The organism is Arthrobacter sp. NPDC058097 (genome assembly GCF_042884885.1).
In the GTDB taxonomy this organism is placed as follows: Bacteria; Actinomycetota; Actinomycetes; order Actinomycetales; family Micrococcaceae; genus Arthrobacter.
This window is the reverse complement of the sequence record NZ_JBHVSZ010000015.1, coordinates 44,076-69,163: the sequence shown is the minus strand read 5'-3', so window position 1 is coordinate 69,163 and position 25,088 is coordinate 44,076. Positions and strand designations below refer to the sequence as shown.

Annotated in this window: 27 protein-coding genes and 3 pseudogenes; 21 read left to right on the top strand and 9 right to left on the bottom strand. The window is 63.9% G+C overall.

The window, feature by feature from the left end; genetic code table 11:
* Positions 1 to 414: 414 nt before the first annotated feature.
* Positions 415 to 861 (bottom strand): hypothetical protein, encoded by a 447-nt coding sequence (locus ACFVTE_RS21410; RefSeq protein WP_387104071.1) that lies wholly within the window; start codon positions 859 to 861, stop codon positions 415 to 417.
* A 430-nt stretch (positions 862 to 1,291) separates the two neighbouring features.
* Here ACFVTE_RS21410 and ACFVTE_RS21405 point away from each other — a divergent pair, with 430 nt between their 5' ends.
* Positions 1,292 to 1,522, top strand: a complete 231-nt coding sequence (locus ACFVTE_RS21405) for a YegP family protein (RefSeq protein ID WP_387104069.1) — start codon at positions 1,292 to 1,294, stop codon at positions 1,520 to 1,522.
* A gap of 174 nt (positions 1,523 to 1,696) precedes the next feature.
* On the opposite strand, the gene ACFVTE_RS21400 is transcribed toward ACFVTE_RS21405, so the two are convergent.
* Entirely contained in the window at positions 1,697 to 2,149 is a 453-nt protein-coding gene (locus ACFVTE_RS21400) for a hypothetical protein (protein WP_387104066.1), read from the bottom strand.
* A 100-nt stretch (positions 2,150 to 2,249) separates the two neighbouring features.
* On the opposite strand from ACFVTE_RS21400, the pseudogene ACFVTE_RS21395 reads away from it, so the two are divergent.
* Together ACFVTE_RS21395 and ACFVTE_RS21390 are read left to right on the top strand one after the other, a co-directional pair.
* A pseudogene (locus tag ACFVTE_RS21395) lies at positions 2,250 to 2,330 on the top strand (winged helix-turn-helix transcriptional regulator); the annotation flags it as partial.
* A 75-nt stretch (positions 2,331 to 2,405) separates the two neighbouring features.
* Positions 2,406 to 2,891, top strand: coding sequence for an Lrp/AsnC ligand binding domain-containing protein (locus ACFVTE_RS21390; protein WP_387104136.1), 486 nt, complete (start codon positions 2,406 to 2,408; stop codon positions 2,889 to 2,891).
* A 232-nt stretch (positions 2,892 to 3,123) separates the two neighbouring features.
* Here ACFVTE_RS21390 and ACFVTE_RS21385 read toward each other — a convergent pair whose 3' ends face one another.
* Entirely contained in the window at positions 3,124 to 3,441 is a 318-nt protein-coding gene (locus ACFVTE_RS21385) for a thermonuclease family protein (RefSeq protein WP_387104065.1), read from the bottom strand.
* Between the two features lie 252 nt (positions 3,442 to 3,693).
* Between ACFVTE_RS21385 and ACFVTE_RS21380 the strand changes: the two genes are divergently transcribed.
* The 7 genes and pseudogenes from ACFVTE_RS21380 (at position 3,694) to ACFVTE_RS21350 (ending at position 8,621) form a co-directional block, all read left to right on the top strand.
* The gene (locus ACFVTE_RS21380) at positions 3,694 to 3,996 is read left to right on the top strand and encodes a DUF4193 domain-containing protein (RefSeq protein WP_387104063.1); all 303 of its coding nucleotides are present in this window, start codon (positions 3,694 to 3,696) and stop codon (positions 3,994 to 3,996) included.
* An 810-nt stretch (positions 3,997 to 4,806) separates the two neighbouring features.
* Positions 4,807 to 5,256, top strand: coding sequence for a hypothetical protein (locus ACFVTE_RS21375; protein ID WP_387104062.1), 450 nt, complete (start codon positions 4,807 to 4,809; stop codon positions 5,254 to 5,256).
* A 93-nt stretch (positions 5,257 to 5,349) separates the two neighbouring features.
* Positions 5,350 to 6,159 (top strand): hypothetical protein, encoded by an 810-nt coding sequence (locus tag ACFVTE_RS21370; protein ID WP_387104060.1) that lies wholly within the window; start codon positions 5,350 to 5,352, stop codon positions 6,157 to 6,159.
* Position 6,160: 1 nt separating this feature from the next.
* On the top strand, positions 6,161 to 6,670 hold the full coding sequence (locus ACFVTE_RS21365; protein WP_387104057.1) for a hypothetical protein: 510 nt from the start codon (positions 6,161 to 6,163) through the stop codon (positions 6,668 to 6,670).
* Positions 6,671 to 6,678: 8 nt separating this feature from the next.
* Entirely contained in the window at positions 6,679 to 8,193 is a 1,515-nt protein-coding gene (locus tag ACFVTE_RS21360; protein WP_387104056.1) for an OmpL47-type beta-barrel domain-containing protein, read from the top strand.
* Positions 8,194 to 8,443: 250 nt separating this feature from the next.
* A pseudogene (locus tag ACFVTE_RS21355) lies at positions 8,444 to 8,512 on the top strand (asparaginase domain-containing protein); the annotation flags it as partial.
* A 16-nt stretch (positions 8,513 to 8,528) separates the two neighbouring features.
* Complete coding sequence (locus tag ACFVTE_RS21350; protein WP_387104053.1) at positions 8,529 to 8,621, top strand: hypothetical protein; 93 nt, start codon at positions 8,529 to 8,531, stop codon at positions 8,619 to 8,621.
* A gap of 101 nt (positions 8,622 to 8,722) precedes the next feature.
* On the opposite strand, the gene ACFVTE_RS21345 is transcribed toward ACFVTE_RS21350, so the two are convergent.
* On the bottom strand, positions 8,723 to 9,691 hold the full coding sequence (locus ACFVTE_RS21345) for a hypothetical protein (RefSeq protein ID WP_387104050.1): 969 nt from the start codon (positions 9,689 to 9,691) through the stop codon (positions 8,723 to 8,725).
* Between the two features lie 359 nt (positions 9,692 to 10,050).
* Here ACFVTE_RS21345 and ACFVTE_RS21340 point away from each other — a divergent pair, with 359 nt between their 5' ends.
* On the top strand, positions 10,051 to 10,488 hold the full coding sequence (locus tag ACFVTE_RS21340; RefSeq protein ID WP_387104048.1) for a hypothetical protein: 438 nt from the start codon (positions 10,051 to 10,053) through the stop codon (positions 10,486 to 10,488).
* A gap of 309 nt (positions 10,489 to 10,797) precedes the next feature.
* On the opposite strand, the gene ACFVTE_RS21335 is transcribed toward ACFVTE_RS21340, so the two are convergent.
* The 4 genes from ACFVTE_RS21335 to ACFVTE_RS21320 form a co-directional block, all read right to left on the bottom strand.
* Entirely contained in the window at positions 10,798 to 11,832 is a 1,035-nt protein-coding gene (locus ACFVTE_RS21335) for an AAA family ATPase (RefSeq protein WP_387104045.1), read from the bottom strand.
* A gap of 280 nt (positions 11,833 to 12,112) precedes the next feature.
* Positions 12,113 to 13,288 carry an MFS transporter gene (locus tag ACFVTE_RS21330; RefSeq protein WP_387104042.1) on the bottom strand — a complete coding sequence of 392 codons (1,176 nt, stop codon included), beginning with the start codon at positions 13,286 to 13,288 and terminating at the stop codon, positions 12,113 to 12,115.
* A complete protein-coding gene (locus ACFVTE_RS21325) occupies positions 13,285 to 13,950 on the bottom strand; it encodes a GntR family transcriptional regulator (RefSeq protein WP_387104040.1) in 666 nt (221 codons plus the stop codon). Before ACFVTE_RS21325 ends, ACFVTE_RS21330 begins: the two co-directional genes overlap by 4 nt.
* Positions 13,951 to 14,043: 93 nt before the next feature.
* A complete protein-coding gene (locus tag ACFVTE_RS21320) occupies positions 14,044 to 14,676 on the bottom strand; it encodes a hypothetical protein (RefSeq protein WP_387104037.1) in 633 nt (210 codons plus the stop codon).
* 78 nt (positions 14,677 to 14,754) lie between these two features.
* Here ACFVTE_RS21320 and ACFVTE_RS21315 point away from each other — a divergent pair, with 78 nt between their 5' ends.
* From ACFVTE_RS21315 to ACFVTE_RS21270, 10 genes are all read left to right on the top strand, one after another.
* Positions 14,755 to 15,183 (top strand): Lrp/AsnC family transcriptional regulator, encoded by a 429-nt coding sequence (locus ACFVTE_RS21315; RefSeq protein WP_387104036.1) that lies wholly within the window; start codon positions 14,755 to 14,757, stop codon positions 15,181 to 15,183.
* A 41-nt stretch (positions 15,184 to 15,224) separates the two neighbouring features.
* Positions 15,225 to 16,127, top strand: coding sequence for a LysR family transcriptional regulator (locus tag ACFVTE_RS21310; protein ID WP_387104033.1), 903 nt, complete (start codon positions 15,225 to 15,227; stop codon positions 16,125 to 16,127).
* 107 nt (positions 16,128 to 16,234) lie between these two features.
* Entirely contained in the window at positions 16,235 to 17,605 is a 1,371-nt protein-coding gene (locus tag ACFVTE_RS21305) for an L-serine ammonia-lyase (RefSeq protein ID WP_387104031.1), read from the top strand.
* 888 nt (positions 17,606 to 18,493) lie between these two features.
* Entirely contained in the window at positions 18,494 to 19,069 is a 576-nt protein-coding gene (locus ACFVTE_RS21300; protein ID WP_387104029.1) for a DUF3090 domain-containing protein, read from the top strand.
* A 256-nt stretch (positions 19,070 to 19,325) separates the two neighbouring features.
* Entirely contained in the window at positions 19,326 to 20,384 is a 1,059-nt protein-coding gene (locus ACFVTE_RS21295) for an NADP-dependent oxidoreductase (RefSeq protein ID WP_387104027.1), read from the top strand.
* Entirely contained in the window at positions 20,381 to 21,238 is an 858-nt protein-coding gene (locus ACFVTE_RS21290; RefSeq protein WP_387104026.1) for an alpha/beta fold hydrolase, read from the top strand. Before ACFVTE_RS21295 ends, ACFVTE_RS21290 begins: the two co-directional genes overlap by 4 nt.
* Before the next feature lie 72 nt (positions 21,239 to 21,310).
* Positions 21,311 to 21,913, top strand: coding sequence for a TetR/AcrR family transcriptional regulator (locus ACFVTE_RS21285; protein WP_387104023.1), 603 nt, complete (start codon positions 21,311 to 21,313; stop codon positions 21,911 to 21,913).
* A gap of 134 nt (positions 21,914 to 22,047) precedes the next feature.
* Complete coding sequence (locus ACFVTE_RS21280; protein WP_387104022.1) at positions 22,048 to 22,257, top strand: hypothetical protein; 210 nt, start codon at positions 22,048 to 22,050, stop codon at positions 22,255 to 22,257.
* Between the two features lie 237 nt (positions 22,258 to 22,494).
* A complete protein-coding gene (locus tag ACFVTE_RS21275; protein ID WP_387104019.1) occupies positions 22,495 to 22,932 on the top strand; it encodes a Rieske (2Fe-2S) protein in 438 nt (145 codons plus the stop codon).
* Between the two features lie 307 nt (positions 22,933 to 23,239).
* Complete coding sequence (locus ACFVTE_RS21270) at positions 23,240 to 23,566, top strand: hypothetical protein (RefSeq protein WP_387104018.1); 327 nt, start codon at positions 23,240 to 23,242, stop codon at positions 23,564 to 23,566.
* A gap of 365 nt (positions 23,567 to 23,931) precedes the next feature.
* Here the strand turns inward: ACFVTE_RS21270 and ACFVTE_RS21265 are convergent.
* Positions 23,932 to 24,152: pseudogene (locus ACFVTE_RS21265) on the bottom strand (BCCT family transporter); the annotation flags it as partial.
* Positions 24,153 to 25,088: the final 936 nt, after the last annotated feature.

The window sequence follows — 25,088 nt, the reverse complement described above, 5'->3', positions numbered from 1 at the left end:
GCCCGCGCGCACCTCCCCAGCGGCGGAAACTACAGTCCGCCCGTCCAGTACGACCGTCCGGCAGCTGGTTCCCTGCAGCTGCAGCCCTACTCTCATTGTTCAGGTCCTGCCTGGCGTCTACCAACGATGAGTATCTGCCGAGTAGTGAATATCTTCCATATGTATAGAGTGCACCACTAGTCGTCCTCTAATGCTCCCCCAAGCCGCTGAGAGCGGTGACGTCCAGTTCGACCGTGACCACTTTGGTTTTCGTGCTGCCTGCGCTCTTGCCAACAATCACGTCTGGCAGTACTCGCTACCGCGTTCGGACTCGCTGGATGCAGCAGCGGCGGGGGAACCCGGGATGCATGACCAGAACCTGCCCACGAGCGGCCTGCCAGGCCGAAGACCAAACGCGGCCAGCCAAATAGACCCTCACTGGGACTTCGACACAGGACCCTGGTCTCTTCCAACGCCCAAGTCCCTGGGTTTGGGCAACGACAGAACCAGGGTGAGGATCAGCAAGGGAAGAACTATCGCGTGATAGGCAACGTCGACGGGTTGGCCGCCGATGATGGTAAACGTCAGTCCGACTATGAAGCCGGCGATGGCGAACCCGGTCGCAGCCTGCGCAGCAGCGCGTCCATGCTTCGGGCTGCTGAGGACAGCGACGGCGCCTGCGATGAGGACGACGCCGATGACCGCTTCGGCGATTCCAGCGGCTTCAGGGTTGTAGGGTCTCGTGCCGCCGTGGATCACTCCGGAAAGGTGCAGCGCCGAGATCACCGCCAAGGAGAGTGCCTCGACGACCAGCAGCGCCAATATCGCACGCCGCCTGCGGTTCGAGGCGAACCCCAAAGCAGAACTCATGATGGTTGTCATGCCAGTCACGCTACGCGCCAACTGAGGTAGCTGCATCGCCTCAGAGAGGTATCTAGCGTGCTCCCAATATAGTACTGCTCCCTACCGCACTGCTTCGCCCGACCCGAGGCAACGGCCTGGGGCCAGCCGGAACGTTTCGGCGGCGCCGAGCTCCGGGGTGGTATCCACCATGACGCACCCGCCGGTGCTCGCCCAAGCCGGCAAGTGGCCGCAGACGGTATCACGGTCAAAACCCCTCCAACCGGGAATCATCCTTACCGCCCTCTCCCGCTAAGTCCCGGCGAATGCCGATGGATGGTTGCCGCCCGTCCGGAATGCGGACCTCCAATGGAACGAGGTGTTAGTGTTGTCATGTCCAATGACAAATATTGTCAATCACCCGGGGGCGTGATGCGTTCCTAGTCTTTTTCGCGGGGTCTGATCACAAACAATGGCCGGTTACTTCGAACTCATAAACGTCCCGGAGGGCGGATATCAACTAAGGCTTCGTGGTGGTCAAGGAGAAATTATCGCCTTGTCGGTGAGGTATCCGACGAAACAGGCCGCGGCGGCGGGCGTTTCTCAGACACGTGAGGTTGCCGCGAGCGGCCTCATCCGGGATCTAAGCAGTGAGCCTGCCAGCAATTCCGGGCCTGAGGCAGCTGACGAGGCGCGCAACTAAGCTACTTCGGACGTTATGCCGCTGCCGACGCGAGGGACTGACGTCGCCCAGGAAATAGGCCGGATTGTAGGTCCGCACCCCCCGTCAGCGGTCCAACACTGTGTCCACCTTGGCACGGGGCCTGGTCGAGCCATCAGCTGTCATTCTGGACGCGTTGGCGGATGGAGAACAGAGCTAAATCGTGGCCGAGACCAACAGGCGGCGCTTGGTCAGCGTGCACGTGCCGGCGGCCATACTGATGGTAGACGAAGGGGTTGGGTCTGCCGCGATGGTGGACCTGAGGGTCGAAGCCGCGAGGATGCCGACGATGCCGGCGGGCATCCACCAGGCCAGGACCTTGACGAGCCTCGACTCGCGCAGCGTCTTGAGCGCGGCGAAAGGAAGTGCCCGAAGGCCAAAGGTGATGATGAAGACGGCCGGAACGGCCAGGACAGCAAGCGCGAAACTGTGCCCCGCCAGGATCACGGACGAAATGTGCTTTTGCCATCTGGCCGCGTCCAGTGTCAGCGTGACGAACAGGGCACACAGCGCGAACTCCAGTCCCCCGATCTGGCCCGGAAGCAGTGAAGCCAGGAGGACACCGGCGAGCCCGCCGCCCAACCAGTAGCTCTGGAAGGCAAGCTGCATGCTGAGTAGTCGTCGTGAGGTCCACACCTCATGCGACGCGGCGGTGACGGCGTAGGCCTCATCGATCGGGGCGTAGACCGAACAAAAACAGGGAGATGGACGGATTTCCAATCTGGATCTGGCCGACCTAGTCAACCTGACCCCGGGCCCTTGCTTGCGCCGGGTCCAGCGACTGGAAGCCGCCGGCATCATCCACGCCTACGGCGCCCGGATCACCCCGGGAGCCATAGGGCGCGGCTTCGAAGTCATCCTGGACGTGGACCTGACCCGGTTCGATCGGGACAGCGTCCGCGGATTCGAGGAAGCGCTGGCAGCCTTCGACGAAGTAGTCGAGATGCACCGGCTCTTCGGGTCACCGGACTATTTTGTACGCGTCGCGGTTGCAGATCTTGAGGCCTATGAAGAGTTCCTGAGCAACCATGTGCTCGCCATCCGCGGCATCCAGAAAGTCAGTTCGCGCTTCACGATGAAGACCATCAAAACAGTGATGCTGTCGGCACCATATGTAATGGGCGCCGCATGCTTCTGCCAGAAACCGCGCCACACGTCGGGGATTACCAGGTGCTCGCCATTTCCCGCCCAAAACCTAAACCGAAGCTGGGGAAAGCCATGGGAACTCTTGATCCGCCGGCGGCATCGTTTAATCCAGCAGCCAGCAATCGCACCGACACCGCCACCGACACCGCCGGGCCGACACAGCAGCCAGCGGTCGAAAAAAATAAGGGAGCAGAATCAGTCATGAAGCGGATAGTGTCATCCCGGTCACTTGGCCGGCCCTCCCGCGAACGCACAGAGGTTACCGCAGCGAGCGGGATCACTGGCCCTCCCACTGCCCGGCGGAGGCCATCGGTCGTTCCGCAGGAATTCACCTCGGGCAACCGCATTCACGACGGCGGATCCGAAATCTGGCCTGACTGCAGCGACTGAAACCGTGCTTCAAAACATGGGCGGCATGCATCAACCAACTGCTGTTATTACGATGCGCTCGGGCGCCTGGCGCGCCGCGCTTGCAGCCGCCGGCGCCGTCCTTCCGCTCTCGGGATGCACATCCACCGCGATTGGCCCGGCAGCAAACAAAGGGGACGCCGGCGGGACGCAGGTCTCCCGTATTCGAACCACACCGGCGTGTCATCCATGAGTTCGTGGGCCTGCCGGGATGCCTCGCGTCCGAAGCGCTGTGCGGGTCTGCGTGGATCGGTGACTTCGGGAGTGCCGATGCCGATGAGGCGTACGGGAGTGGACTTGCCGTTGATGGTGACTCGGATGGTGTCCCCGTCCGTGACCGAGCTCACCGGGATGGGCTTTCCGCACCTGATGGCCAGGCCCTATATATACCGGGACTCCTTCCGGGAGAGGCCGAACAAGCAGCCCGCGCCGCAGGCTCGTGGCACTTTGGCGAGGACAACATCGATAGGCGTGCCGCTGGCGATGAAGCAGAACTGGTTGGCCTCGCTTTAGGAAGGTTCGCGGTTGGGGAATTATATCGGCATGGTGTACGTTGCACGTCGGACGACAACCATACTAAGAAAGAGATGTTTACCTAAGTGGCAACTGATTACGACGAGCTCCGAACCGAAGTCAAGGAATCGCAAAACGATTCTCTGGAGGCGCTCAAGTCAGCAAGTGCACCCGATGCGCGCAGTGTCGTGCGCGAGCTGGACGAAGCGGATGACATGGACAGTGTCGGGATCCCCGGCGGAGAATTTGTGGCCGAGGAACTGGTCGTCCAGGTCGTTCCGCAAGGCGACGACGAGTTCACCTGCTATTCCTGCTTCCTGGTCCGCCACCGTTCCCAAGTGGCACGGGAGAAAGACGGTCACGCCTACTGCATTGAGTGTGAGGGCTGAATCCCAGACTCTCTGACACCCCAATGGAAGTGTCCGTTCTCAATGCAGTTGTCAGTCGTGACATGGGAACTGACAGGTGGGATGAGAGAAAACATGCGCTTTCTTTCCCGCGTCGATGAGGGTACCTGTTGAGGACCAGCCGCAACTGGGGGCGGCTGAGGTGACGGCAGTCTTGAATGAGCGACGCAGCTCAACGACCTCGCCAACTGCTTCTAATTGCCTTAGCCAGGGCTACTGCGCGTTCGGCATGAACAAATATTCGGATACGCCGCCACCGCAGCCCAAAAGACGATCAGTTCCTTCTGTTGGAAAGTCTCCGCCAGGGATGCCGCCGGACATTTTCCGTCGACGGCACCAAAAGCCGCGCAGGAAGCAAGCACCCCGCATTTCTAGGATTTTTCCGGGAATAAGCCGAGGAAAACGCATTTGCCAGAACTGCGCATTGCCTTAGGATTCCGGCGGCTACTTGCTTCCGGATGGACGGTGTGCCGCGCCATGCACTGTGCCGACTGCCGTTGGGGGCGTGGATTCCGGGCGCCTGAGTCCGCCCGCGCCGCCGGCGGGCGCGCCTGATCTCGAAGGCACTGGCTCTGCCTACCTGAGTACCCCGGTCAGGTAATCGATATTTGCCCTGCAAAAAGTCGAGTACAGCCACGCATTGTTGGCAAAATCATGGCATGCCAACATGTGTTCATCGACCGGCTGGGCAGTCAATACAGAAACGCATTGCGGAAACAGTTTTGCCATTCTGCGGACCCCCTTGTGCCGGTTTCGGAAAAAACAATTCAAGGGAGTCTCAAAATGCGCAAAATGACAGCAAAAGGAAAGATCCTCGCCACAACGGCCGCAGTTGCCCTCGTAACCGCCGGCGGCGGGGCGGCCTATGCCTACTGGACAACCACCGGCAGTGGTTCCGGACAGGCAGTGAACTCGGCCGGTGGCGGCACCGTCACCCTTCACGCAAACTTCGCACCGGGCGTGGCCCCCGGCGGCTCGGTGGCAGTGACCTACACCGCCGACAACGCGAGCTCCACAACAGACACCAAAGTGGGGGCGTTGACCGTGGAATCCATCACCACCAGCGACGTCAACTGCCTGCCCGCATGGTTCAGCGCAGACGCCAACACGAGCAACGCGACCGTGCTGCACAATTCCACCGGCACCACGGTGGGAACCGGCACCTTGACGTTCGCGAACGACGCCGCCAACCAGGACGCTTGCAAGAGCGCCACCGTGACGATCCACGTTTCCAGCATCTAGTCGAATCGGGTTGGTGGGCTTCGGCCCACCAACCCGGTGACAGCGACCCGCTACGCCGACCAGGAAGGCACGAGGGTGCAAAACAATCCGGGAGTGTTCCGCTCAGCGCGGCACGGTGCTGGTTCGACCACCGGCGCACTGCTTACAGTCGTGATCCTCATGCTGGTGTCTGCAAGCTCGCTTCTCGCCGGAAACGGCAATGGTGGGACCAAGAGCATCACCCTAGCATCGAGCCCGAACACGCGGACCGTCCAGCCGGGCGAATCTGCCAGTTACAACATCACGGTCAAGTCGCCGGACGGATACACCGGAAGTGTCTCGCTCTCTGTCGCCGGCCTGCCAGGCAACACGTCTTCGGCGTTCTCTCCTGCAACCGTTACCCTTACCTCGGGTACCACTGCCGCGAACCTGACCGTGACCACCACAGCCGCCACCCCCGAGGGGACCTACAACCTCAGCCTCAAGGGAACCGGCGGAACCATCCAGTCCGCCGTCGTCGGCGTTGAACTAACGGTTGCGGCAGGGAAGCGCGCCTTCACGATCTCCGGAAGCCCCGTTATGCCCCTGGCCCCGGGCTCTTCCTCGCCCATCGACCTTCAACTGAACAACCCGAACAATGGGACCCTGGCTGTCACCAACCTGACGGTGTCCATCGCCGGAATAGCCCGCACGACCCAGGCCATCACCAAAAACCTGCCGTGCACCACGGCGGATTATGAGCTGACCCAGTTCAGCGGCAGCTATCCGTTCACCGCGGTTTCGGGCACCTCATCGCTCTCGGGAAACGGCATCCTCCAGGCGAAATGGCCGCGGATCAAGATGCTGAATACCTCCATTAACCAGGACGGGTGCAAAGGCGCGACCATCCTGTTTGCATACTCCGGAACCGGACAGGGTAACTGACATGAAGCCGACTCGATGGTTGAAGACCGGCCCGCTTCTGATAGCCAAGGCAGCGGCCATGGCCGCCGTACTGCTGATGGTGCTGGGGGTCGGAACTGCCTACGCCTACTGGTCCACCATTGGGATCGGAAGCGGCTCCGCGTCCAGCGGCACCATGCAGACGGTGTTGGTGGATGCCTTTGTCAGCGGTGATTCGCCGGCAACCTCGCTCGTCCCTGGGGGCTCGGCGGATGTGATCCTGCGCGCCTCCAACCCCAACGGCTTCCCGGTGCGGGCGTACAGCGTCGCGGTCAACGGGCCGGCCACCGCCGACGCCGCGCACCCTCAGTGCACCACCACCGGCGTCACCTTCAACCCACCGGCCAGTCCGTTGAGCCCCGCGGTTGTCGTGCCGCCGAATTCCTCGGTCCTGATCACTCTCCCTGGCGCCGCGACGATGTCCGCAGCCTCGCAATCTGCGTGCCAGGGCTCCGTATTCCGGCTTCCAGTGACGATGGCGGTCCGCAAATGAGCAAGCCCATGAACCGTGCAAGCTGTGGAAATGCCCCGACGCTCCGGCGCCGCATCCTGTGGACGGTCTCGGCCGTCCTGTTTATCACCTGGGGCGCCCCTGCGGCCAACGCCTTCTGGCAGACCGTGAGCAGCAGCAATTTCGCAGCGGCCAAGGCAGACACGCTGCCGCAAGGCGGCACTCCCGCAGCTTCCCCGGCCGGCGCCAATGTCAGCGTCAGCTGGGCGGCCGTGACGACGCCGGGCGCGCACGCCGTGGCGGGCTACACGATTGCCCGGTACGCCTCCCCTACCGGCGGCGCCAAGGTCGACGCCGGCGGCGGTTGCGCCGGAACCGTCAGCACCCTGGCCTGCACGGAGCAAACCGTGCCCGACGGCACCTGGTACTACACCGCCACCCCGGTCATCGCACTGTGGACCGGCACGGCCAGCGCGCGGAGCGCAGGCGTGACCGTTGACGTCACGGCTCCGACGGTCTCCGTGACCTCGGTTTCCCCGGCGCCGAACGGGGCCAGCTTCAATAACTCCACCCCGGTCACCGTCAACCTGGGCGCGGTGGACAACCCCGGTGGTACAGGCGTTGCGGCCATCAAGTACACCGTGGACGGCGGCAGCATGGTTGTTGTCAACGCGGCCACGGCAGCGGTGAACGTCAGCGGCAACGGCACGCACACGGTGTCATTCTTCGCCACGGATGCCGCCGGAAACTCGGGCGCACCGCAAACGCAGACCATCCGCATCGACACCGTGCCCCCCGCTATCCCCACGATCTCCACACCCGTCTACGTCAACATCGCCAATGTGGCCAACGTTCCAATCACCGGCACGGCAGAAGCAGGGGCCTCTGTGGTTCTCACCGTCACCGATTCCGGGGCGCACACGGTCACCCAGACCGTCAGCGCCAATGGCTCCGGCAGTTGGAGCGCCGCCGGGCTGAGCCTGACGTCGCTCAATGATGGACTCCTGAGCTACAGTGCAGTCGCCAGAGACGCGGCAGGGAACACCGGCCAGCCGGTCGGCGCATCGTCCACCAAGGACGTCGCCGCGCCAACCGTGAGTTCCATCATCCAGGCGAACAACGGAGGAACCGGGCAACAGGGCCGTGCCAGCAACGGAGACACCCTCACCATGGTCTACTCCGCGGACACGGCCGCCAGTACCCTCTGCAGTAGTTGGAGCAACAGCGCAGCTACCGCGTCGGCCACGGGAACCGCCAGCATCAGCTCCGATGACACCATGACGTTCACCGGCGCAAGCTGCTCCACGCCGGCCATTGGAAGCGTGAAGCTGATCGCCAACTACAACAGTCACCTGACCCTGGCCCGGAGCTATGCCGCCACGGTTACCTGGACCAAGTCCACCGGGACCCTGGTGCTCACGCTCAATGACGGCGGCACCGGCGGTACCCGAGGGGACGATTCCACGCTTGTCGCCCCTGTCTACACCCCGGCAACAGGCGTCGCTGACACCGCCGGAAACCTCATGACCGGAACGTTCACAGCGGCCACGCTGTCCGGGTTCTAGGACCCGGTATTGGGACCCGGTAATGGGGCCCGGGTTCTGGCACCCGGGCCCCGGGCCCGGGTTCTAGAGCCCCGATCACCGGTCCGGAGGCCAGCCAGCAGCCAACCGTGCCGGGCAGGCGACCCAGACGGCCAATGCTCGATGAACGCGACCAAAGCGTCAGGGGATTCGCGTGGCGCCAGCCCGGGTCGTTCCACCGCCTGGTTCGACGTCAGCATCAGTGAACACATGAAAGAGAGACGAGTCCGACGGCTTCGTCGTGCTGCACGGCACCAAGACCCTGGCGCACTCGGCAGCCGCCGTCAGCTACGCCCTCAAGGGATTCGGCAAAGCCCGTGGTGTTCACGCGCTCACAGATCCCCTTCGGAGTCCCGAGCACCGACGCCCCCGGCAACGTCCGGGATGCGTGGTCGAAGCGGGGCTCGTAATGGCTCCCCGGCACTGTGTCCCCGGTAGCGGTCCCGGCGGGCGCTGAGCCCCCTGTCGCCCACCGGGCACGGCGCCCGGTCCCCTCACATGCGGGACGGCTTCAGATCCAGTCGTCTGAGACGCCCGGGACTGTGCCGTCCCGGTGCACCGCGATCATCTGGGCGGCGCTCATCCCCCTCAGATACCCCTCGGCTGCCTGCGCGGCGGTGATCCCCGCGTCGACGAGCCTCATCAGGTCGTGCTCGTCCGGGAAGACTGACAGCCCTGCCGGACGTGAGGCCCCGGCCAAGACCTGCGCCCCGAACAGGATCAGGCGGCGCTCGACGTCGAGACTGCGCCTCTCGCCTTCGGCGGCACGCGAAAGGCCATTGGCAAGCCCCATAGTGCGGGCATCCCGTGAGATTTGCGCGGCGAAGTCGCCCCCATGCCGTACAGCGAGCCGGTAGACGCCTATCTTGACCTCGTTTGGGGTCGCCGGGCCGATCCCGAAATGTTCGATCCAGCCGCTGATGTCCTCGCCCCGGACTGGCTGGCCTGCGCCCGACTTCAGGCGGGCCAGCAGCCCACTCAAAGTACCCTCGTCGTCCTCGGCGTCGAGGAACCGCGAGATGCCGATCTGGAGGATGTCTCGCAGATCGATCCTGCGCTCCTGCACGGCGGCCCAGACCGTCTTGTTCCTCCGGAGCTTGCCGAGCAGGTCCTCCCCCAGCTTCTCCCCGAACCCCTCCGGGTCCTCGTAGAAGGACAGGGGGGAGTGCTGGAAGCGGTCGAGCACCTCCGAAGGCATCGCCGCACAACGCAGCGCGGCCTCCGCGGCGTCGTGGTTGTCCTCGATGAGATCGTCAAGCCCTTGCTCTTCGAGGAATGCGACGGCCTCGTCCGCCGTGGTGATCCCCGCGTCGAGTAGAGCCACGGCAGTCTCCGGGGACACCACGCAAAGGACCTCGCAGAAGTTATAAGGAGTGGCCGTGAACTCGAACTCGGCCTTGCGCCCCCCACGGCTCGTCCGCTTGGCCAGGGCGTCCAGCAGGCTGTTGCCACTCGGGAGGTCGCGAGCGTACGTCTCCACGACGCGGCGGTGCACATCGTAAGACGGGGCGTCCGGGAACATCCTCCCCGGCACGGGATCACTGCCCATACGTCCGAGACTAGACCCTTCCCGCGCCGTCAGCGGAAGACGGCAGCAACGGCCGAATGCGGGCCCACTGCCCATCAGTCAAAACAGAAGTACGAGACACTCATCAAGCATCGCGGCTCAGGAACCCAAGATTTAGGAGACACGCCCTAGTGCGATGGCGGCTTCGAGGCAGCGCATCAGTGACTGAAGTCACACTAAGCGTGATATCGTTTGGCGCACACGCGGCTCATCGAACTTCCAGTTCTTGGAAAACCTCTGTCGCGCCACGAATCCGGGGGGATCAAAACAGCGTGAAGCCACACAGCAGTTCCAGCACGGCCGAAGTCAGCCTTCTTGAGCATCACGGATCCGACGTTGACAGGCCAAGGACCCTGGGGGACGCTCCAACGATCGAGCGACTCGATGACGAATTGGTTGGCATTATCCTCACCCCAGGCGTCCGGATCACCGCCGCGAACATCCCGTCTATCAGGAGCCAACTCATCTCGGTCTTCAACGAGCGGCCCTGTGGCCTGCTGCTGCACATGGCTGGAGCATCGGCCATCGAGAGGGAGGCCATGACCCTGTACATGCAAGCGATCACAGTCACAGCCTTGGCCATCGTGGGACACAGCCCGGTGGACCGCGTCATCGCCCACCGGCTGCTGGGCGTGACTTCACCCTCGTGCCCGAGCCGGTATTTCACGCAATACCACGAGGCGCTCGAATGGCTCCGGTCGAGGGAGTAATCAGCGGCCACCTGTGAGCTTGATGGCAAGATGAATCCCGTGGCGCCGAAGAAACGGGCGACGGCCCCGAACCCGGAATGAGTACTGATGTATCGGGGCGGCCTGACCCGCGGCCACATCGCGAAACTGGTCGGAGCCGCGACGAAACGCCGGCCGTCAGCCCCTTAGGGTGGTTCGGGGTGCGGTGCAATACTGGTTGCGCTGGCCTCGGCCTGGTGCGTGTTCTTCAGGGCAGCAGGTTGCACGACAGTGGAATAATTCCCGCTCAGGGGCCGGACGGCATTCGCCTGACAGCCGCCGCAGATCAGGTCAGACCAGCCAGCGCCACCAGCGTGGCTGCTCCGGTTCCGGCGTTGGTTCGGGCTCCGGCACCTCCCCCAAAGCCAGTGCGGCCTCGGCGATGTCGTCCGCGGTGAGCGTCATGACGGCCTCACGGTCGAGCGCATCGAGACTTTGTTCCCCGTCGAGCGACAGCCGCAGCGCCTGGCGGTTGAGCGCCTGCTCGAACAGCGTGCGGGCGAACCGTGCGTTGCCGGAGTCCTCGCCTGCGTGGAGCCCGGTGAGGATGCGGCGCAGCATCTGGTCCGCACCCGGCTCCAGCGTGTACTCGTGCTGGGCCAGCATCTGGTGGAAGATCGTCTGGAGTGCGTCGACGGAGTAGTCGGGGAACGTGATCTCGCGGGCGAACCGGGAGCGCAGTCCCGGGTTCGAGAGCAAGAAGGACTCCATCAACCGCGGGTACCCGGCCACGATCACGACCAGGCGGTGGCGGTGGTCCTCCATCCGCTTGAGCAGGACCTCGATCGCCTCAGGGCCGAAGTCCGTCCGGCCGTCCTCCGGGGCCAGCGCGTAGGCCTCGTCGATGAACAGGACGCCGTCCAGCGCACGCCGGATCACCCGGTCCGTCTTGATGGCGGTCGAGCCGACGTACTGCCCCACCAGGCCCGAACGGTCGACCTCGACCAGATGGCCTTTCTGAAGCAAACCGACCGCCCGGTACATCTCGGCCAGGAGCCGCGCCACGGTGGTCTTACCCGTGCCCGGGTTTCCGAGGAACACCAGATGCTGTGATGTGGCCACCTCCGGCAGGCCATGCGCCTTACGGCGGGCCTGGACCTGGAGCAGTGCGACGAGGGCCCGCACCTGCTCCTTCACGGTCTCCAGTCCGACCAGCGCGTCAAGCTCGGCCTGCACCTCGGACAGCGGCCGGGCCGGCCCGGGCCTCACACCGAGGAGATCGCCGACCAGGTCGTCGACGCGCTCCGAACCGGGCAGCTTGAGCTGATCGGCCAGATGGCCGATGGTCTCGCGCAGGTCGTCAAGCGGATGGCGGCTGGAAGCCATGCATCCACTGTAGTACTCGATTTCCCGACCTGGGTGGGGTCGGCCTCACCAGTATCAACTCCCTCTCGTAGAATTCGCGCTGTACAGGCAGTCTCCGTTGGATTATGCGGGCACCCGCCGTGGCTTTCGGTGCTGACTCCAAAAGGCCCCGCGCCTTCCAGCACGACGGGATCACCTTTAGCGGCGATTCATAACGAGCAGGACAGGGGTTCCGAAAGTACGAGGTCGAACGGAAGCGGAAGGCTGTTAGGGTTCCACTACAGGGCCGCCTTACAGGGGCCTAGTCCAGCCGCACGCCCCGGAGCAGGACGAGCGTTCCGCCCACCACAATGGCTGAGGTAAGGAAGACTCCCGCGGCACCGAGCCCTGCTGCCGCCACACCGACGGTACTCGGCAGGACCACTTGCCCTACCCGGTTCCCGGCTAGTCGGAGGGCAAGCGCCCGGCCACGCTGGCCTGCTGGTGCCTGGGAGGAAAGCCAGGACATGGTGAGGGGCTGACCGATGCCAAGGCCCAGCCCGAGAACGGCCATGACAACAAACAACAGCCAGGCCGGCATGGGAATCGCCGCCGCCGCCAACGCGACCGTAGACAGAGCAAGGCTCACCACCAGCAACCTCATGCGGCCGATCCTTCGCGACACCCGGCCCAGGAGGAGCCTGGAGACCATGGAAAACACCGCCCGGACTGTAAGCATGGCCCCGACAGTTGCGGCGGTCAGGCCGCGATCGTGACCCAGGGCAGGAAGGTAGACCATGATCAGGTCCACCACGGCCAGGACAGTGGCGCTGGTGGCCAAGGCCCGGGCCACACCGGGAGCTTTAAGCAAGGAAACAGCACTGGCTTTGCCGGCACCGGCGGCGGTTGCCCTTCTCTTGCCTCCGCTGACCTCCGCGGAGACCACGAACGTAGTCACAAAAAGGACCAGGCTCATGCAGACGGACAGGAGGAAGATCGCCTGCGTGTCAGGGCGGACAGAGGCGCCGCCCACAAATGAAATCGCCATCGGTCCCAGCGCCTGCCCAAGGGATGCTGCGAATGTCAGGTACCCGAATGCCGAATCCATCCGGGAAGAGGCCGCATTATTGGCTACCACCGCTTGCTGTCCCACCACGCAGGCCAGCTGGCCGGCGCCCAGCAACGCGGTTCCGATGACCAGCGCGACGATGGATGACCCTGCCAGCAGCAGGAAGGACGAGCAGGCAAGGACGACGCCGGACCCAATCGCCATTAGCCGGCGTTCACCCAGACGGTCCACCAGGCCGCCCGTGGGGACAGCGAGCAGCAGGGGAAAGACTGCGTAGCTGGCTGCCAGAAGCCCCAAGGCAAAGCCGGGAACGTCCAACTCCAGGGCCCGGTAGGTGACGGCCGGGCGCACGAGGAACGTGACGGCCTGGATCAGCGCCGAGTGGGCGAGAAGGGCGGCAGCCGAGCGGCGTCCGAGTTCACCAATCATGAGATGCCAAGACCAGGGCCGGAAATCACGCGCAGTGCCGCATCCCGGGCGGCGATGACATGGTCGAAGGCAGTTTTGGCGGCCTTCTCCGGGTCGCCGCCCGCCACGGCATCCACCAGCGTCCGGTGCTGGGTGAGGGCCTGGTCCCGCCGTTCCTGGGTGCTGTTAGTGAAGTGCCGGTACCGCTCCATCTGGCTGGAGATCTGGTCATGGAATCGTCGGGCCCACGAGTTGCCGGCGATTTCGGCAATTTTTGCGTGCAGCGCCATACCTTGGTGCATCGCGTCGTCGGCGAACTCCACCAGGGCGGCATTCCGGGCAAGGATGCCTTGGAGCGCCTCGATGTCCGCCGCCGTTGCTTTCAGACAGGCATTACGGGCCATCAGGGATTCCATTGCGGCCCGGACCTCATACAGTTCCGAGATCACTGCCTCATCCAGTTCCGGAACCAGCACACCGCCGGTGGCCTGCTGCTCCAGCAGGCTCTCGGAAATCAGCCGCCTGATCGCCTCCCGCAATGGGGTGCGGCTGACCCCGAGGGCCGCCGCCATCGCCGGTTCATATATCCGTTCCCCCGGTTTCAGCTTAAGCGTCAGGATCTGCCGCTTCAGTTCGGCGTAGGCGACATGGGCACCGGTGTTCCGGGCAGGGGCATCAGGCACGAACTCGACCTCCATGGAAAAACATACTTGTATACAGCTATACAGTAAACCCTGGGTCTTGAGTCGGCGCCCAATGTCCACCGGCACGGTCCGTCACGGACCGTGCCGGTGCACCAAGCGTTTACCAACTTTGCTATGCCTCCAAAGTTGCAGTTGTGGCCCGGGTTCGCGGGCGTCCTGGAGCGATAGCAGTTCGGCACGCAGCTCGGAATCCAGCGCGGCATCGAGCACGGTCAGTGCAAGAACCGTGGCGCCGTCCACCACGGCTTCGTCGGCCTCGGGTGTGATGGCGTCGGCCGTGAAGTCGGGGTGGTGCGGAACGGCGGTGCTGTTGCGGACCACCACCATGCCGTGCACGGCCGGGAGCACCTGGGATACGTTGCCCATGTCGGAGGAACCGCCGCCGAAAATCGGCGTGTGGTCAACGGGGCGGCCCACGGCTTCCATATTGGCGTCCCAGAGTTTGCCGAGCCCGGCATGCGTATCGATGGGAGCGTAGGGGTGTTCGGTCTGCCGGTGCGTCCACATGCACCCTGTGGCGATGGCCGCGCCTTCGAAGCAGGCGAGCAGCCGGCGCTTGAGGTCCCGCCACACGTCAACGTCCCCGGCACGGACTTCCACCTGCACCGTCGATTCGCCGGCAATGACGTTCGTTGCACCGCCGCCGTGTGAAATGAAGGCATTGGTGTTCGCGCTTTCCGGAAGGTGCTGCCGCAGCACGGCCACGTCGGCTGCTGGGCTTGAGTGCCAGGGCAGCGCCGACGCCAGCGGCCGCGATCATGTTGTGTCCGTGGGCGCCGCCCGGTGAGCCGGATCGCTGCGGATCACGGCCTCAGCGAGCAGCGCGTTGCCGACGGGCTGGCCCGGATGCGGGCAGACGGCATGGTTCGCATCCGAACCGATGTGGCCCGCAGCGTCACGGGTTGGCCGGTCTATGCCTGGTACTTTGTCCGTACCCCGGCCAGGCAAATCCAGCAGATGCGCCAACTCATGGCGCAGATTCCCGAGGCCCGCACAGCGCTTGCGGTGGCAAGCCAATACAACCTCGTGGTGGCGGTGTGGCTGCGCGAAATGACTGACGTGATGCGCTTCGAAGCCGCCCTCGAAGCTGCTGTTCCAAGCGCCCGGATCGTGGACAGGAGCGTGGTGTTCCGGATGGGCAAGCACCTGGGCCGGCTCATCGATGAGGAGGGCCGCGCAACGCTGGGCTTCGTCCACCCCTTCACTCCGTAGCAAGGACTGAGGTTAAGTAGAGCTAAACCGAAGGAGGGCCCGTGCTGGACATCCGCCGCCTGCATATCCTCAAGACCCTAGCGCTTGAGGGCACCATGACGGCAGCTGCCACGAAGCTGCACATGACAACCTCCGCCGTCAGCCAGCAGCTGGCGGTCCTCGAGAAAGAGGCCGGGCTGGCTTTGCTTGTCCGAACCGGCCGGAGGGTCCGGCTGACCGAAGCCGGCGCCTTGTTAGTTGAGCATTTTGGCCGGATCGCATCGGAGGTTGAAGCGGCCGAAGCCACCCTGAAGAAGTTCCAAACAGATGTCCGCGGAGGCTTGGCCATCAGCGCTTTCCCGAGTTTCTGCAGCACCGTACTTCCCTCCGCGGTCATGTCCCTCCAGGCCGCGTATCCTCGGCTGGACGTCACGGTGTCCGACCTCGAACCGTTCGAGAGCGTGGCCCACCTCCGGGCCGGACACATCGACATCGCCGTGGTGGATGACCTGCACGAAATCCAGGACGAGGGCTTGGTGAAAACGGTCCTGGCCCGCGACGAGATCATCCTGGTCCTCCCCCGCGACCGTCCCGTGCCCGGGACCGGCCTGCCCGTCAACCTCGCCGACTACGCCCAGGAAAGCTGGGTTCTGGACCAGGAGGGCAGCGTTTTCGAACAGTTCGTGCTCCAGACCTGCAGGGACGCCGGCTTCACCCCCAAGGTCATCGCGAATTGCCGGAACCTCATGGCCACCTTGGGCTTGGTGCGCGGCGGCCTGGGCGTAGCTTTGATGAGCGAGCTCAATCTGGGCCGTGAGACGGAAGACCTCCTGGTCCGTCGCGTCGATCCCAGCTGCGGCCGCAACATCATCATCCTCTACCGGTCTGCGAGCAGAGCCGCCCCGGCCATAGCCGCCGTCATCGAAGAACTCAGGATAGCAACCGAAGCACGCCCCACGGCGTGACCGTTAAGCTCAGCTTGACAATCACTTCACTTATTCCCGATGGACGCCAGCGGCGCCGGGCCCCAAAGTTGAAAGGGAACCCGCTCCCCACTTCCTTGGAGGATCCCATGGCCTTGAGCGCCCTTGACCTGTTCTCAATCGGCATCGGCCCGTCGTCGTCCCACACGGTGGGCCCCATGCGTGCGGCGCGCACCTTTATCGATGGGCTGGAGCAGGATGGAAAGCTCGACGCCGTTGATCGCGTTTACGCCGGACTGTTCGGTTCGTTGGGGGCTACTGGAAGGGGGCACGGTTCGGACAAGGCAGTGATCCTTGGCTTCATGGGCGAGCTTCCGGAAACGGTGGACCCCATGGGTGCCGACCGCATGGTTGCCGAAGCGACAGAGGCAAAGAAGATCCTCCTCGCCGGACGACGGATGGTCTCCTTCAACAGGGCAAAGGACGTTGTGCTGCACATGCGCCAGTCCCTTCCCGCCCACCCCAACGGCATGCGCTTCCAGGCCTTCGACGGCCGGGGAAACCTCGTCTTGGAGCGTGTGTACTATTCCGTGGGCGGCGGCTTCGTGGTGGACGAGGACGCCTTCGGGAAGGTCCAGCATGACACCGTGACCCTGCGCTACCCCTTCAGCAATGCCGGGGAATTGCTGACCCACTGCGACCGCGAGCGCCTGTCCATCAGCGACATCATGCTGGCCAACGAAAGCGCATGGCGCAGCGAAGCAGACACCCGCGCCGAGCTCCTGCGCATCTGGGAAACCATGAAGGAGTGTGTGTCACGCGGCTGTAGCCGCACGGAAGAGCACCTGCCCGGCAACCTGATGGTCCGCCGTCGCGCTCCCCGCCTGTTTGCCGACCTGCAGATCAAAGACGACGCGAGCGATCCTTTGCGCGCCGTGGACTGGGTCAACCTGTTTGCTTTGGCGGTGAACGAAGAGAACGCCACAGGCGGCCGGGTGGTCACGGCACCCACCAACGGTGCCGCCGGAATCATCCCGGCGGTCCTCCACTACTACATGAAATTCACGCCGGGAGCATCCGAGGAACACGTGATCCGGTTCCTCCTCACGGCCGCAGCTATCGGCGTCCTCTTCAAGACGAACGCCTCCATCTCAGGCGCCGAGGTCGGCTGCCAGGGCGAGGTCGGATCGGCGTGCTCCATGGCTGCGGGCGCGCTCTGCGAAATCCTCGGCGGCACCCCGCAGCAGGTGGAAAACGCCGCCGAAATCGGCATCGAACACAACCTCGGCCTGACCTGCGACCCCGTGGGTGGCCTGGTCCAGATCCCCTGCATCGAACGCAACGCGATGGCCAGCAACAAGGCCATCAACGCCGCACGGATCAGCCTGCGCGGGGACGGCATCCACCACGTGTCCCTGGACACCGCAATCAAAACCATGCGCGAAACCGGCGCGGACATGAAGAGCAAATACAAGGAGACCTCGCGCGGCGGCCTGGCGGTAAACGTCACCGAATGCTAGGCCAGCCTCCCTCGAACCAAGTCAAAAAGCGCCGGGATCCGCCAATGGGTGGAACGTCGATGCAAGGCACCCATGACCCCGGAGCGTATTAGCGCTCGTCCGTTCACACCGCCGCGAAGCCCAGACAACGTGCTGGGGTTCGTCCAAGCCGCTTGGGACAGAGTACTCGACGGAGAAGGGCCTCCAGGCAGATGAGTCAGACCACCACCAGTTGCAGCTGACCAAATCACGTCTCCAACCTGAAGCTGTTCCCCGGAAATCGCCGTGCCTGCTACGCCCCCGCCGCTTCCAATGGCTGTCATCCTTAACAGTGCCGGCGCTCGGGCGGGGCTGGCCCTGCGGGCGGCACACTTGTCAAAGCCAGTGGTTACGCGGCGAATACCTCTGCTGTCAGCCTTGCCGGTCGGTGGCGGCGTGGGCGGCGCCATCGGTGGCTAGCTGAGGTGTCGCGCTGGAGGACCGTAGTACGCGATCGAAGCGCGACGGCAGTGGCTAATAAGTTCCTTGACAAGGTGGGTCTTACGGGCTTATGAGCCTCTGCCAAAAACCATGTACTGGCGCCGGTACGTGCCGGCCGCACTCATCGGCCGTCAGCTCGCTCCAAACCCCTAGCGTCATGCAGTAGACGCCGGAGGTAACGATGAAAAAGCAGGAAGACAGCAAACCGGACACCAGCGAGCCCAGTGACCAACGAAGAACGCCGAAAAGGAGTCCGAGCCAGATTTTTCTCAGGTCATGTTGTCCAGGCCCTGGACGTCCGTGAAGAGGTAGCGAACGACAGAAGGTCAATCAGCCAAGCAAGCAAGGAGGCACCCGCTCCGGCGATGCACCGGTCGGCGGCGGTGCAGGGCAAAAGCACCATGAACCTCACGTGCCTAAAATACTGACATGCCTACACGTGTTCACGAGTTTTCCTGGCCGGATCGGGTCGTCGTTGGCACCATTGGCCTTCCCGGGGCGCGCACGTTCTACCTGCAGGTGCGCGAAAGGACACAGATCGTGAGCATTGCCCTGGAGAAGCAGCAGTCCGCCCTGCTCGCCGAGAAAATCGACGAAATTCTCGACCAGCTCATCACCATCGAGAACAACCCCTTCAGCGTTCCCACGAGTCCTCCCATTGAACTTGTCGACAATGACCAGCTGGAGGCCGTTCAGGAGCAGTTTCGGACCGGCGCCATGAGCTTAGGTTGGGACCCAACGACGGCGCAGGTCGTCATAGAGGCCTACCCCATCAGCGATGTCGATGCTGATGGGAACGACGAATCCCTTGATGAGAACAGCCCTAACGAGACCGAAATGCTTCTGGTGCGGATGCCCGTCGGTACTGCCCGCGCATTCGCCAAGCGCGCCCGTGCGGTCGTGGGCGCCGGGCGTCCGATCTGCTCGCTCTGCGGCTACCCCATAGACCCCGACGGCCACACCTGCACCCTTCCCGAGGCCGGAGACCAGCCCCGGACCTTGTGACGCCGAGCCGACGCTCACCCACCGCATCACGACGGCATCAAACACTACATCCCCAGGCACGACCGGCGACATGATGATCGTCCATGAGCCGGTAGCAGGTGAAAGTCCACAGGGGCATTTTCCCCACGGCACCCTGGCTCACCCATGTCTCCTAATGCTCCCCTTCATGCAGACCACCTGCTGAATCAGCACTGTTGACGCAACTTATTGAGTGTACTCATAATTGAGTATTCTCATTTAGAAGGGGCGCTCCACCATGAAGGCGTTTGTAATCGATAAGTACAAGACCGGACTCCGGTTGGCCGTAACCCCTGAGCCGGAGGTCGGGGCGCATGATGTCCTGGTCCGGGTGGAGGCGGCCGGGCTCAACCAACTGGACGAGAAGATCCGGCTCGGTGAGTTCAAGCAGATCCTGCCCTATCCGCTGCCACTGGTCCTCGGCCATGACTTGGCGGGAACAGTCCTCCAGGTCGGAACGAACGTGCACCGCTTCCGACCGGGCGACGAGGTGTTCGCCAGGCCTGGCAAAGACCGGATCGGCACTTTTGCCGAGCGGATCGCCGTCGCGGAGGCAGCCCTGGCGCTGAAGCCTGCGTCCATCACCATGGCCGAGGCCGGATCCCTTCCGCTGGTGGCTTTGACCGCCTGGCAGGCCCTGGTGGAGCGCGGCAAGGTGCAGCCGGGGCAAAAAGTGCTCATCCACGCAGGTGCTGGCGGAGTGGGCTCCATCGCCGTCCAGCTCGCGAAGCACCTCGGAGCGACGGTGGCCACCACCGCCAGCGCCGCCAACGCGGAGTTCGTCCGCGGACTCGGCGCCGACATCGTCATCGACTACCGGGATCAAGACTTCGAGGAGATCCTCAGCGGCTACGACCTGGTCCTCGACAGCCTCGGCGGCCGGAACCTGGAGAAGTCGCTGCGCATCCTTAAGCCCGGCGGCACGGCAATCGGAATCGCAGGACCGCCGGACCCCGCCTTCGCCAGGGAGTCCGGCGTCAACCCTGTACTCCGCTTGGCTATCGCCGGCCTCAGCCGGAGCATCCGAGGCAAGGCGCGCCGCCTCGGCGTCCACTACGAATTCCTGTTCATGCACGCCAGCGGCGAGCAACTGAGCCGCATCGCAAGGCTCGTCGACGACGGCGCGTTACGTCCCGTCGTCGGACGCACCAGTCCGTTCGCGCAGACTCCGGAAGCCCTGCAGGCGCTGGGAGCCGGCGGTTTCCGCGGCAAAGCCGTCATCATCAATCCCCCGGGCCACGCCGCCGCCCCCGCGCCCGAAATGGCAGCGCGCCCCCAAGCCGGAGAGCCGGCATGAGCGCCGCCAACAATCCCGCCCCATCCTCCTACGCCGAGGCGCCCACCCGATTCGTCACGGCCGGCGGCATCACCTACGCCTACCGCGAACTGGGGCCAAAAGACGGAGTTCCTGTGGTCTTCTTCGTCCACCTTGCCGGCAACCTGGATAACTGGGATCCCCGGATCATCGACCCCACCGCCAAGGAACATCACGTCATCACCTTCAATAACCGAGGCCTGGGTGCCACCACCGGTGGGGTGCCGGACAGCATCGAGGCAATGGCCGAGGACGCCGCTACCTTCATCAGTGCCCTGGGCCTGGACAGGGTGGACGTCTTCGCTTTCTCCCTGGGCGGGATGGTGGCCCAAGCCCTCATCGGCAAGCACCCGGACCTGGTCCGGAAACTCATCCTTGCCGGAACGGGTCCCCGGGGCGGGAAAGGCATGGACAAAGTTGCCCGGGTTACGTACACCGACATACTGCGGGCCACTCTGGTCCGGGCTGATCCGAAGGAATTCCTGTTCTTCAACCGCAATGCCACCGGCAAGCAAGCGGCAAAGGCGTTCATCGCGCGTCTCCAGGAACGCCGGGAAGGGCGTGACCGGCCGGTCCGGATCCGGGCGTTCCGAACCCAGCTTAAGGCCATTAGGAACTGGGGCCGGGCCGAGCCGGCCGACCTGTCCACCATCACGCAGCCAACCCTGATCGCCAACGGCGACAACGACCGAATGGTTCCCTCGGTCCTATCAGAGGACCTGCACCGTCGAATCGTCGGCTCGGAGCTGGTCATGTACCCTGACTCCGGCCACGGCGGAATCTTCCAGTTCCACGAACAGTTTGTTCCGGTTGCCATCGAGTTCCTCCAACGCTGACCACCCGTGCGCGCCCCATTGGCTACACTCGAAGTCAGCTCAACACCAGGACCGTCCCGGAGGACACCCGCCATGCATCTTGCTTCCCAGCCCGTCTCCCGGCGGGAACGGAACAAGCAGGCCAAGCTTGACCGGATCACGGCGGCGGCCCGCGAACTCTTTGCCGAGCATGGCATTGACGATGTCACTACCCAGCAAATTGCAGAAAAGGCCGACGTCGGCGCGGGCACCCTGTTCCTGTACGCGAAGAGCAAGGGCGAACTGCTGCTGCTCGTGCAGAACTCCGCCTATGCTGATGCCCTCGCGAAAGGCAAGGCCGGGGCCGCGGAGATCAGCACACCTCTCGATGCTGTCATGGCCATCATTCAGCCCGTGGTGGAATGCAACCGGACCCAGATCGACAACGGGCGCACCTACCTGCGGGAAATGGTCTTCGGCGACCCGAACGAGCCCCACCATCAGGCGGCGCTCACTCTTGCCGCCGGGACAGAGGGAACCATTGCCGACGTGCTGCAGCGCGGCGGCCGTACCGGTGCGGCAACTGCCGCCACTCTTGCCCGCACCGTCTCCGCCATCATGTTCCTCACCATGGGAGCCTCCATCAACGTTTCCCGGTCCACTGACGAACTGATCCTGGACATCCGGGGCCAGGTAGCAGCCATCCTTCCCGCCTGACCGGCATCACCTCCTATGCTTCCAAACGGCGGAATCCTCTCACGCGCCGTCTTTCCCTTACCGGGACGCTTCGCACCCGCGAACCCGGCCGGCCAGCGGCACACTCGCTTCGCCCAATTCCCGGGCACCTGAGCATGACTTACCTCAACGGAGCAACCGTCCTCGTCACCGGCGCAACGGCGGGATTGGTAAAGGCCACGAAGCCCTCGCCCGCGGCGCCGCCAAGGTCTACGCGACTGCGCGGCACCCCGCACAGCCGAGCGACGAACGAATCGTGCCCCGCACCCCTGGACGTCGCCAACCCTGCCTCCATCCGGGCAGCACTGCGCAAGCAGTCCGACTAAATGACTTGCCCGCACTAGGGAGTCATCGACGATGCGCAATCGAATGCGTCGGATTTTCCTCGGAGTGGAGTTCCGTTGACCTGTAGAGATTGCGTTCTCTAGCCGCCGACACCGCCCAGCTGGGCGGACCGGAATGGGCAGCAGTATCGCTCTTGCTTGAGCCCCGTGCCTTGGTGCGGTGGTGGGCGTTTTCAGGGAGCGCAGCGTACTGCCAGGCGCAGCTGACACGATAGGTCCATGAATTCCGATACTCCCCTGTCCAGACGCTCGCTGCTGGTTGGTACGGCTGCCACGGCTGGCGGCGCGCTGGCCCTTTCCGCCTGCTCCGTCGCACCCTCCGGCAGTGCCGGCGTCCCGGCGGCTCCAGCGCCTTCCGGCCCGCCCGTCCGGATTGGCAGGCTTGGCGAGGTCGACGTAGGCGGCACCGCCACTGGGAAAGCCAATGGCAGGACTGTCGTTATTTTCCGGCCCGAAGACCGCAAGGTCGTGGCCTATGACGCAACGTGTACGCACGCCGGGTGTCCGGTGGCACCGGCCGGTACGACCTTCGAATGCCCCTGTCATGGCTCCACGTTCAACGGCTCGGACGGCAGCGTCATCAGCGGGCCGGCGCGCCGCCCGCTCACGCCTCTGACCACCGCGATCGACGGAGACTGGATCACCGTCGTCGCCTGACACCGGATCAGGGCAGGCGCCCACGCACAAAGCCAAGACGATGCGCCGACGCCCCAGGAGCATCCGGGCTTAACGTCTCAGAGAACGGACCACTCGGCCATGATGAGCTGATCATCAACCCGGCGCCGGGCCCAGGCGTTGTTTGGCAGTCCAAAACGCTGCCAGTCAAAAGGCCGTCAATCCGTTCCTGTCTAGGCCGCCCCCGAGTAGCCCAGAAGGTTAGCCAACCGTGACCCTCGGGGCGTTCCTCGATGGCGCAGCACCCATTACTGTCAATGGCACCATCGGGAACGACGTAAGAGGCATCATGACCATCGACATCGGGCTCATCCTCAGTCATGAGGACGAAGCGCACTTTGCAGCCCAGACCGAAGCCGTCACCGCAGCACTGCAGCAGGTAAGGAAACTGCATCCGGCATACAGCTGGATGGGCACCGATGAGATCCGCTGCAGAGGATGCAATGCCGGCCTCGACATCCCGTCCCTCGCCAGCACTAACGCCAACGCCGACAAGGCCTTTCGGGCGCACCAGACGGACCAGGTCGACGCCACGCTGGCCGCTGACGCCCATCACGCGATTCGAAACCATTCGGCGAGTCATGATCCGATACCGGGCTTAAACCGGGCCGGATGACCAAAGGCGGCCGGCACGGTGCCCTGCTTCCGATACGACGCAGAGGTTCCATCGGGGCCGCCCGTGTCAACTGGAGCTCCGGTCAACCGCTATTTGACCGGAGCTGGCGCATCCGCACCAGGCCTTCGAGGCCGTGCTCGCAGGGCGCGTTCGTTTCCCAGGGCCCAGGAGGGCCCCGGATGCCCTTGGTTCTGCGGCATACGGGTCTTTGCGCGGACCCGCGCCGGGCAACCAACCTTCACAGCCACCCTTTCAAGCACAGACGAAGATGCGTCGAGCGTCATTGAGCATGGGAGCGTTGTCGGAGAGCTTCATGTTGCCGTCCCCGCCCCTGTGGCAGTTGGCGGCCATCCAGGTGTCCTGGGCGCGGCGAACATCATCGCGACCCACGAGATGGTAAGGAATTCGGGTTTCTCGCCGTCTTTCCCCAGAGCGGGATGTTACCGAACTTGTCCAGGGCAAGCCACAGGACAAAGACGACAAACAAAAAGGCCAGCACCATAAAGAGCCGGCCGGTGTACTGCAAGACCCAGTTAAGAGCAGTGGTGGAGGTAGCGGCGAGGCTGTCACGGCCCACGAAGCCCCATTACGCAAAGGCGGCGCCTCCCTTGTCCGGATCGAGGACTGCGGGGTTAGCGTCTTCTTCTCTCGAGACACTGATGACTTTTTCGATTTTGCCCAAATTTTCGGGTTCCTCGCTAGGGTGAGTCTCCGCCCGACTGTTGTCGGGCAGGAAACTCGAACAGGGGTTTTGGGTCGTTTTTCATAGCCATGAGCGGGCCCCTCGGTCGGCGAGTCATGGCTTTGCGGATAAACGTGGCCTCGGTTCTTACTCGGGGTGTGGATGCATGCAAGACAAGCGGAAACTCTGGTCCGCGTCGACACGATGTCCGTGGCCACTTCCGCCATGGCGGCCTCCTTTGATTCCTCCCGAGGGGCTGCCCGCCCCACAACCGCAGGTTAGAGGCCAAACGTTGCGCGCATGTTTCTGATGGATGACGTTCCGCATCCGAAACCGTGTTTCGACAGGTCCCGGATGGGTCTTGGCAACGTTTGGTAGGTGCTTTCCCCGCCGACAATGCCGACTCGGGCAGAGTTTTGGCATGGGCCGCCAGGCGCACCGCTGTATTCGCGAGTTTCCTCCGCCCACCAGAACACCGGAAATTAGCAGGACCGCCCGGACCCGCACAACGACACTGAGCGATTTGGTCACCTCCCACGGGCGAGGCCTCCGGCAGGGACACCGCCAGGCCGGAAATGACCGAGTCAGTGCGGTCCACTCGGGTTGGGATCCATCGTGGTGGTGCAGCATGGGCCGTCCGGCCGGCAACCTCGATGGCCTGCCTGTTCTGCCGGACTTGCGCTACATCGTCAGGAGCTTGACAACAGGCGTGGCGTGCGCCACTCTGTTGCGTATCCTGATTGCCGTTGCGAATGACGCACTTGGAGACAGGGGATGTTGGAGTCACCACGGCGATCCACGGCTTTTCCCTAAATCCTGTGCATTTATTCGATCCAATTT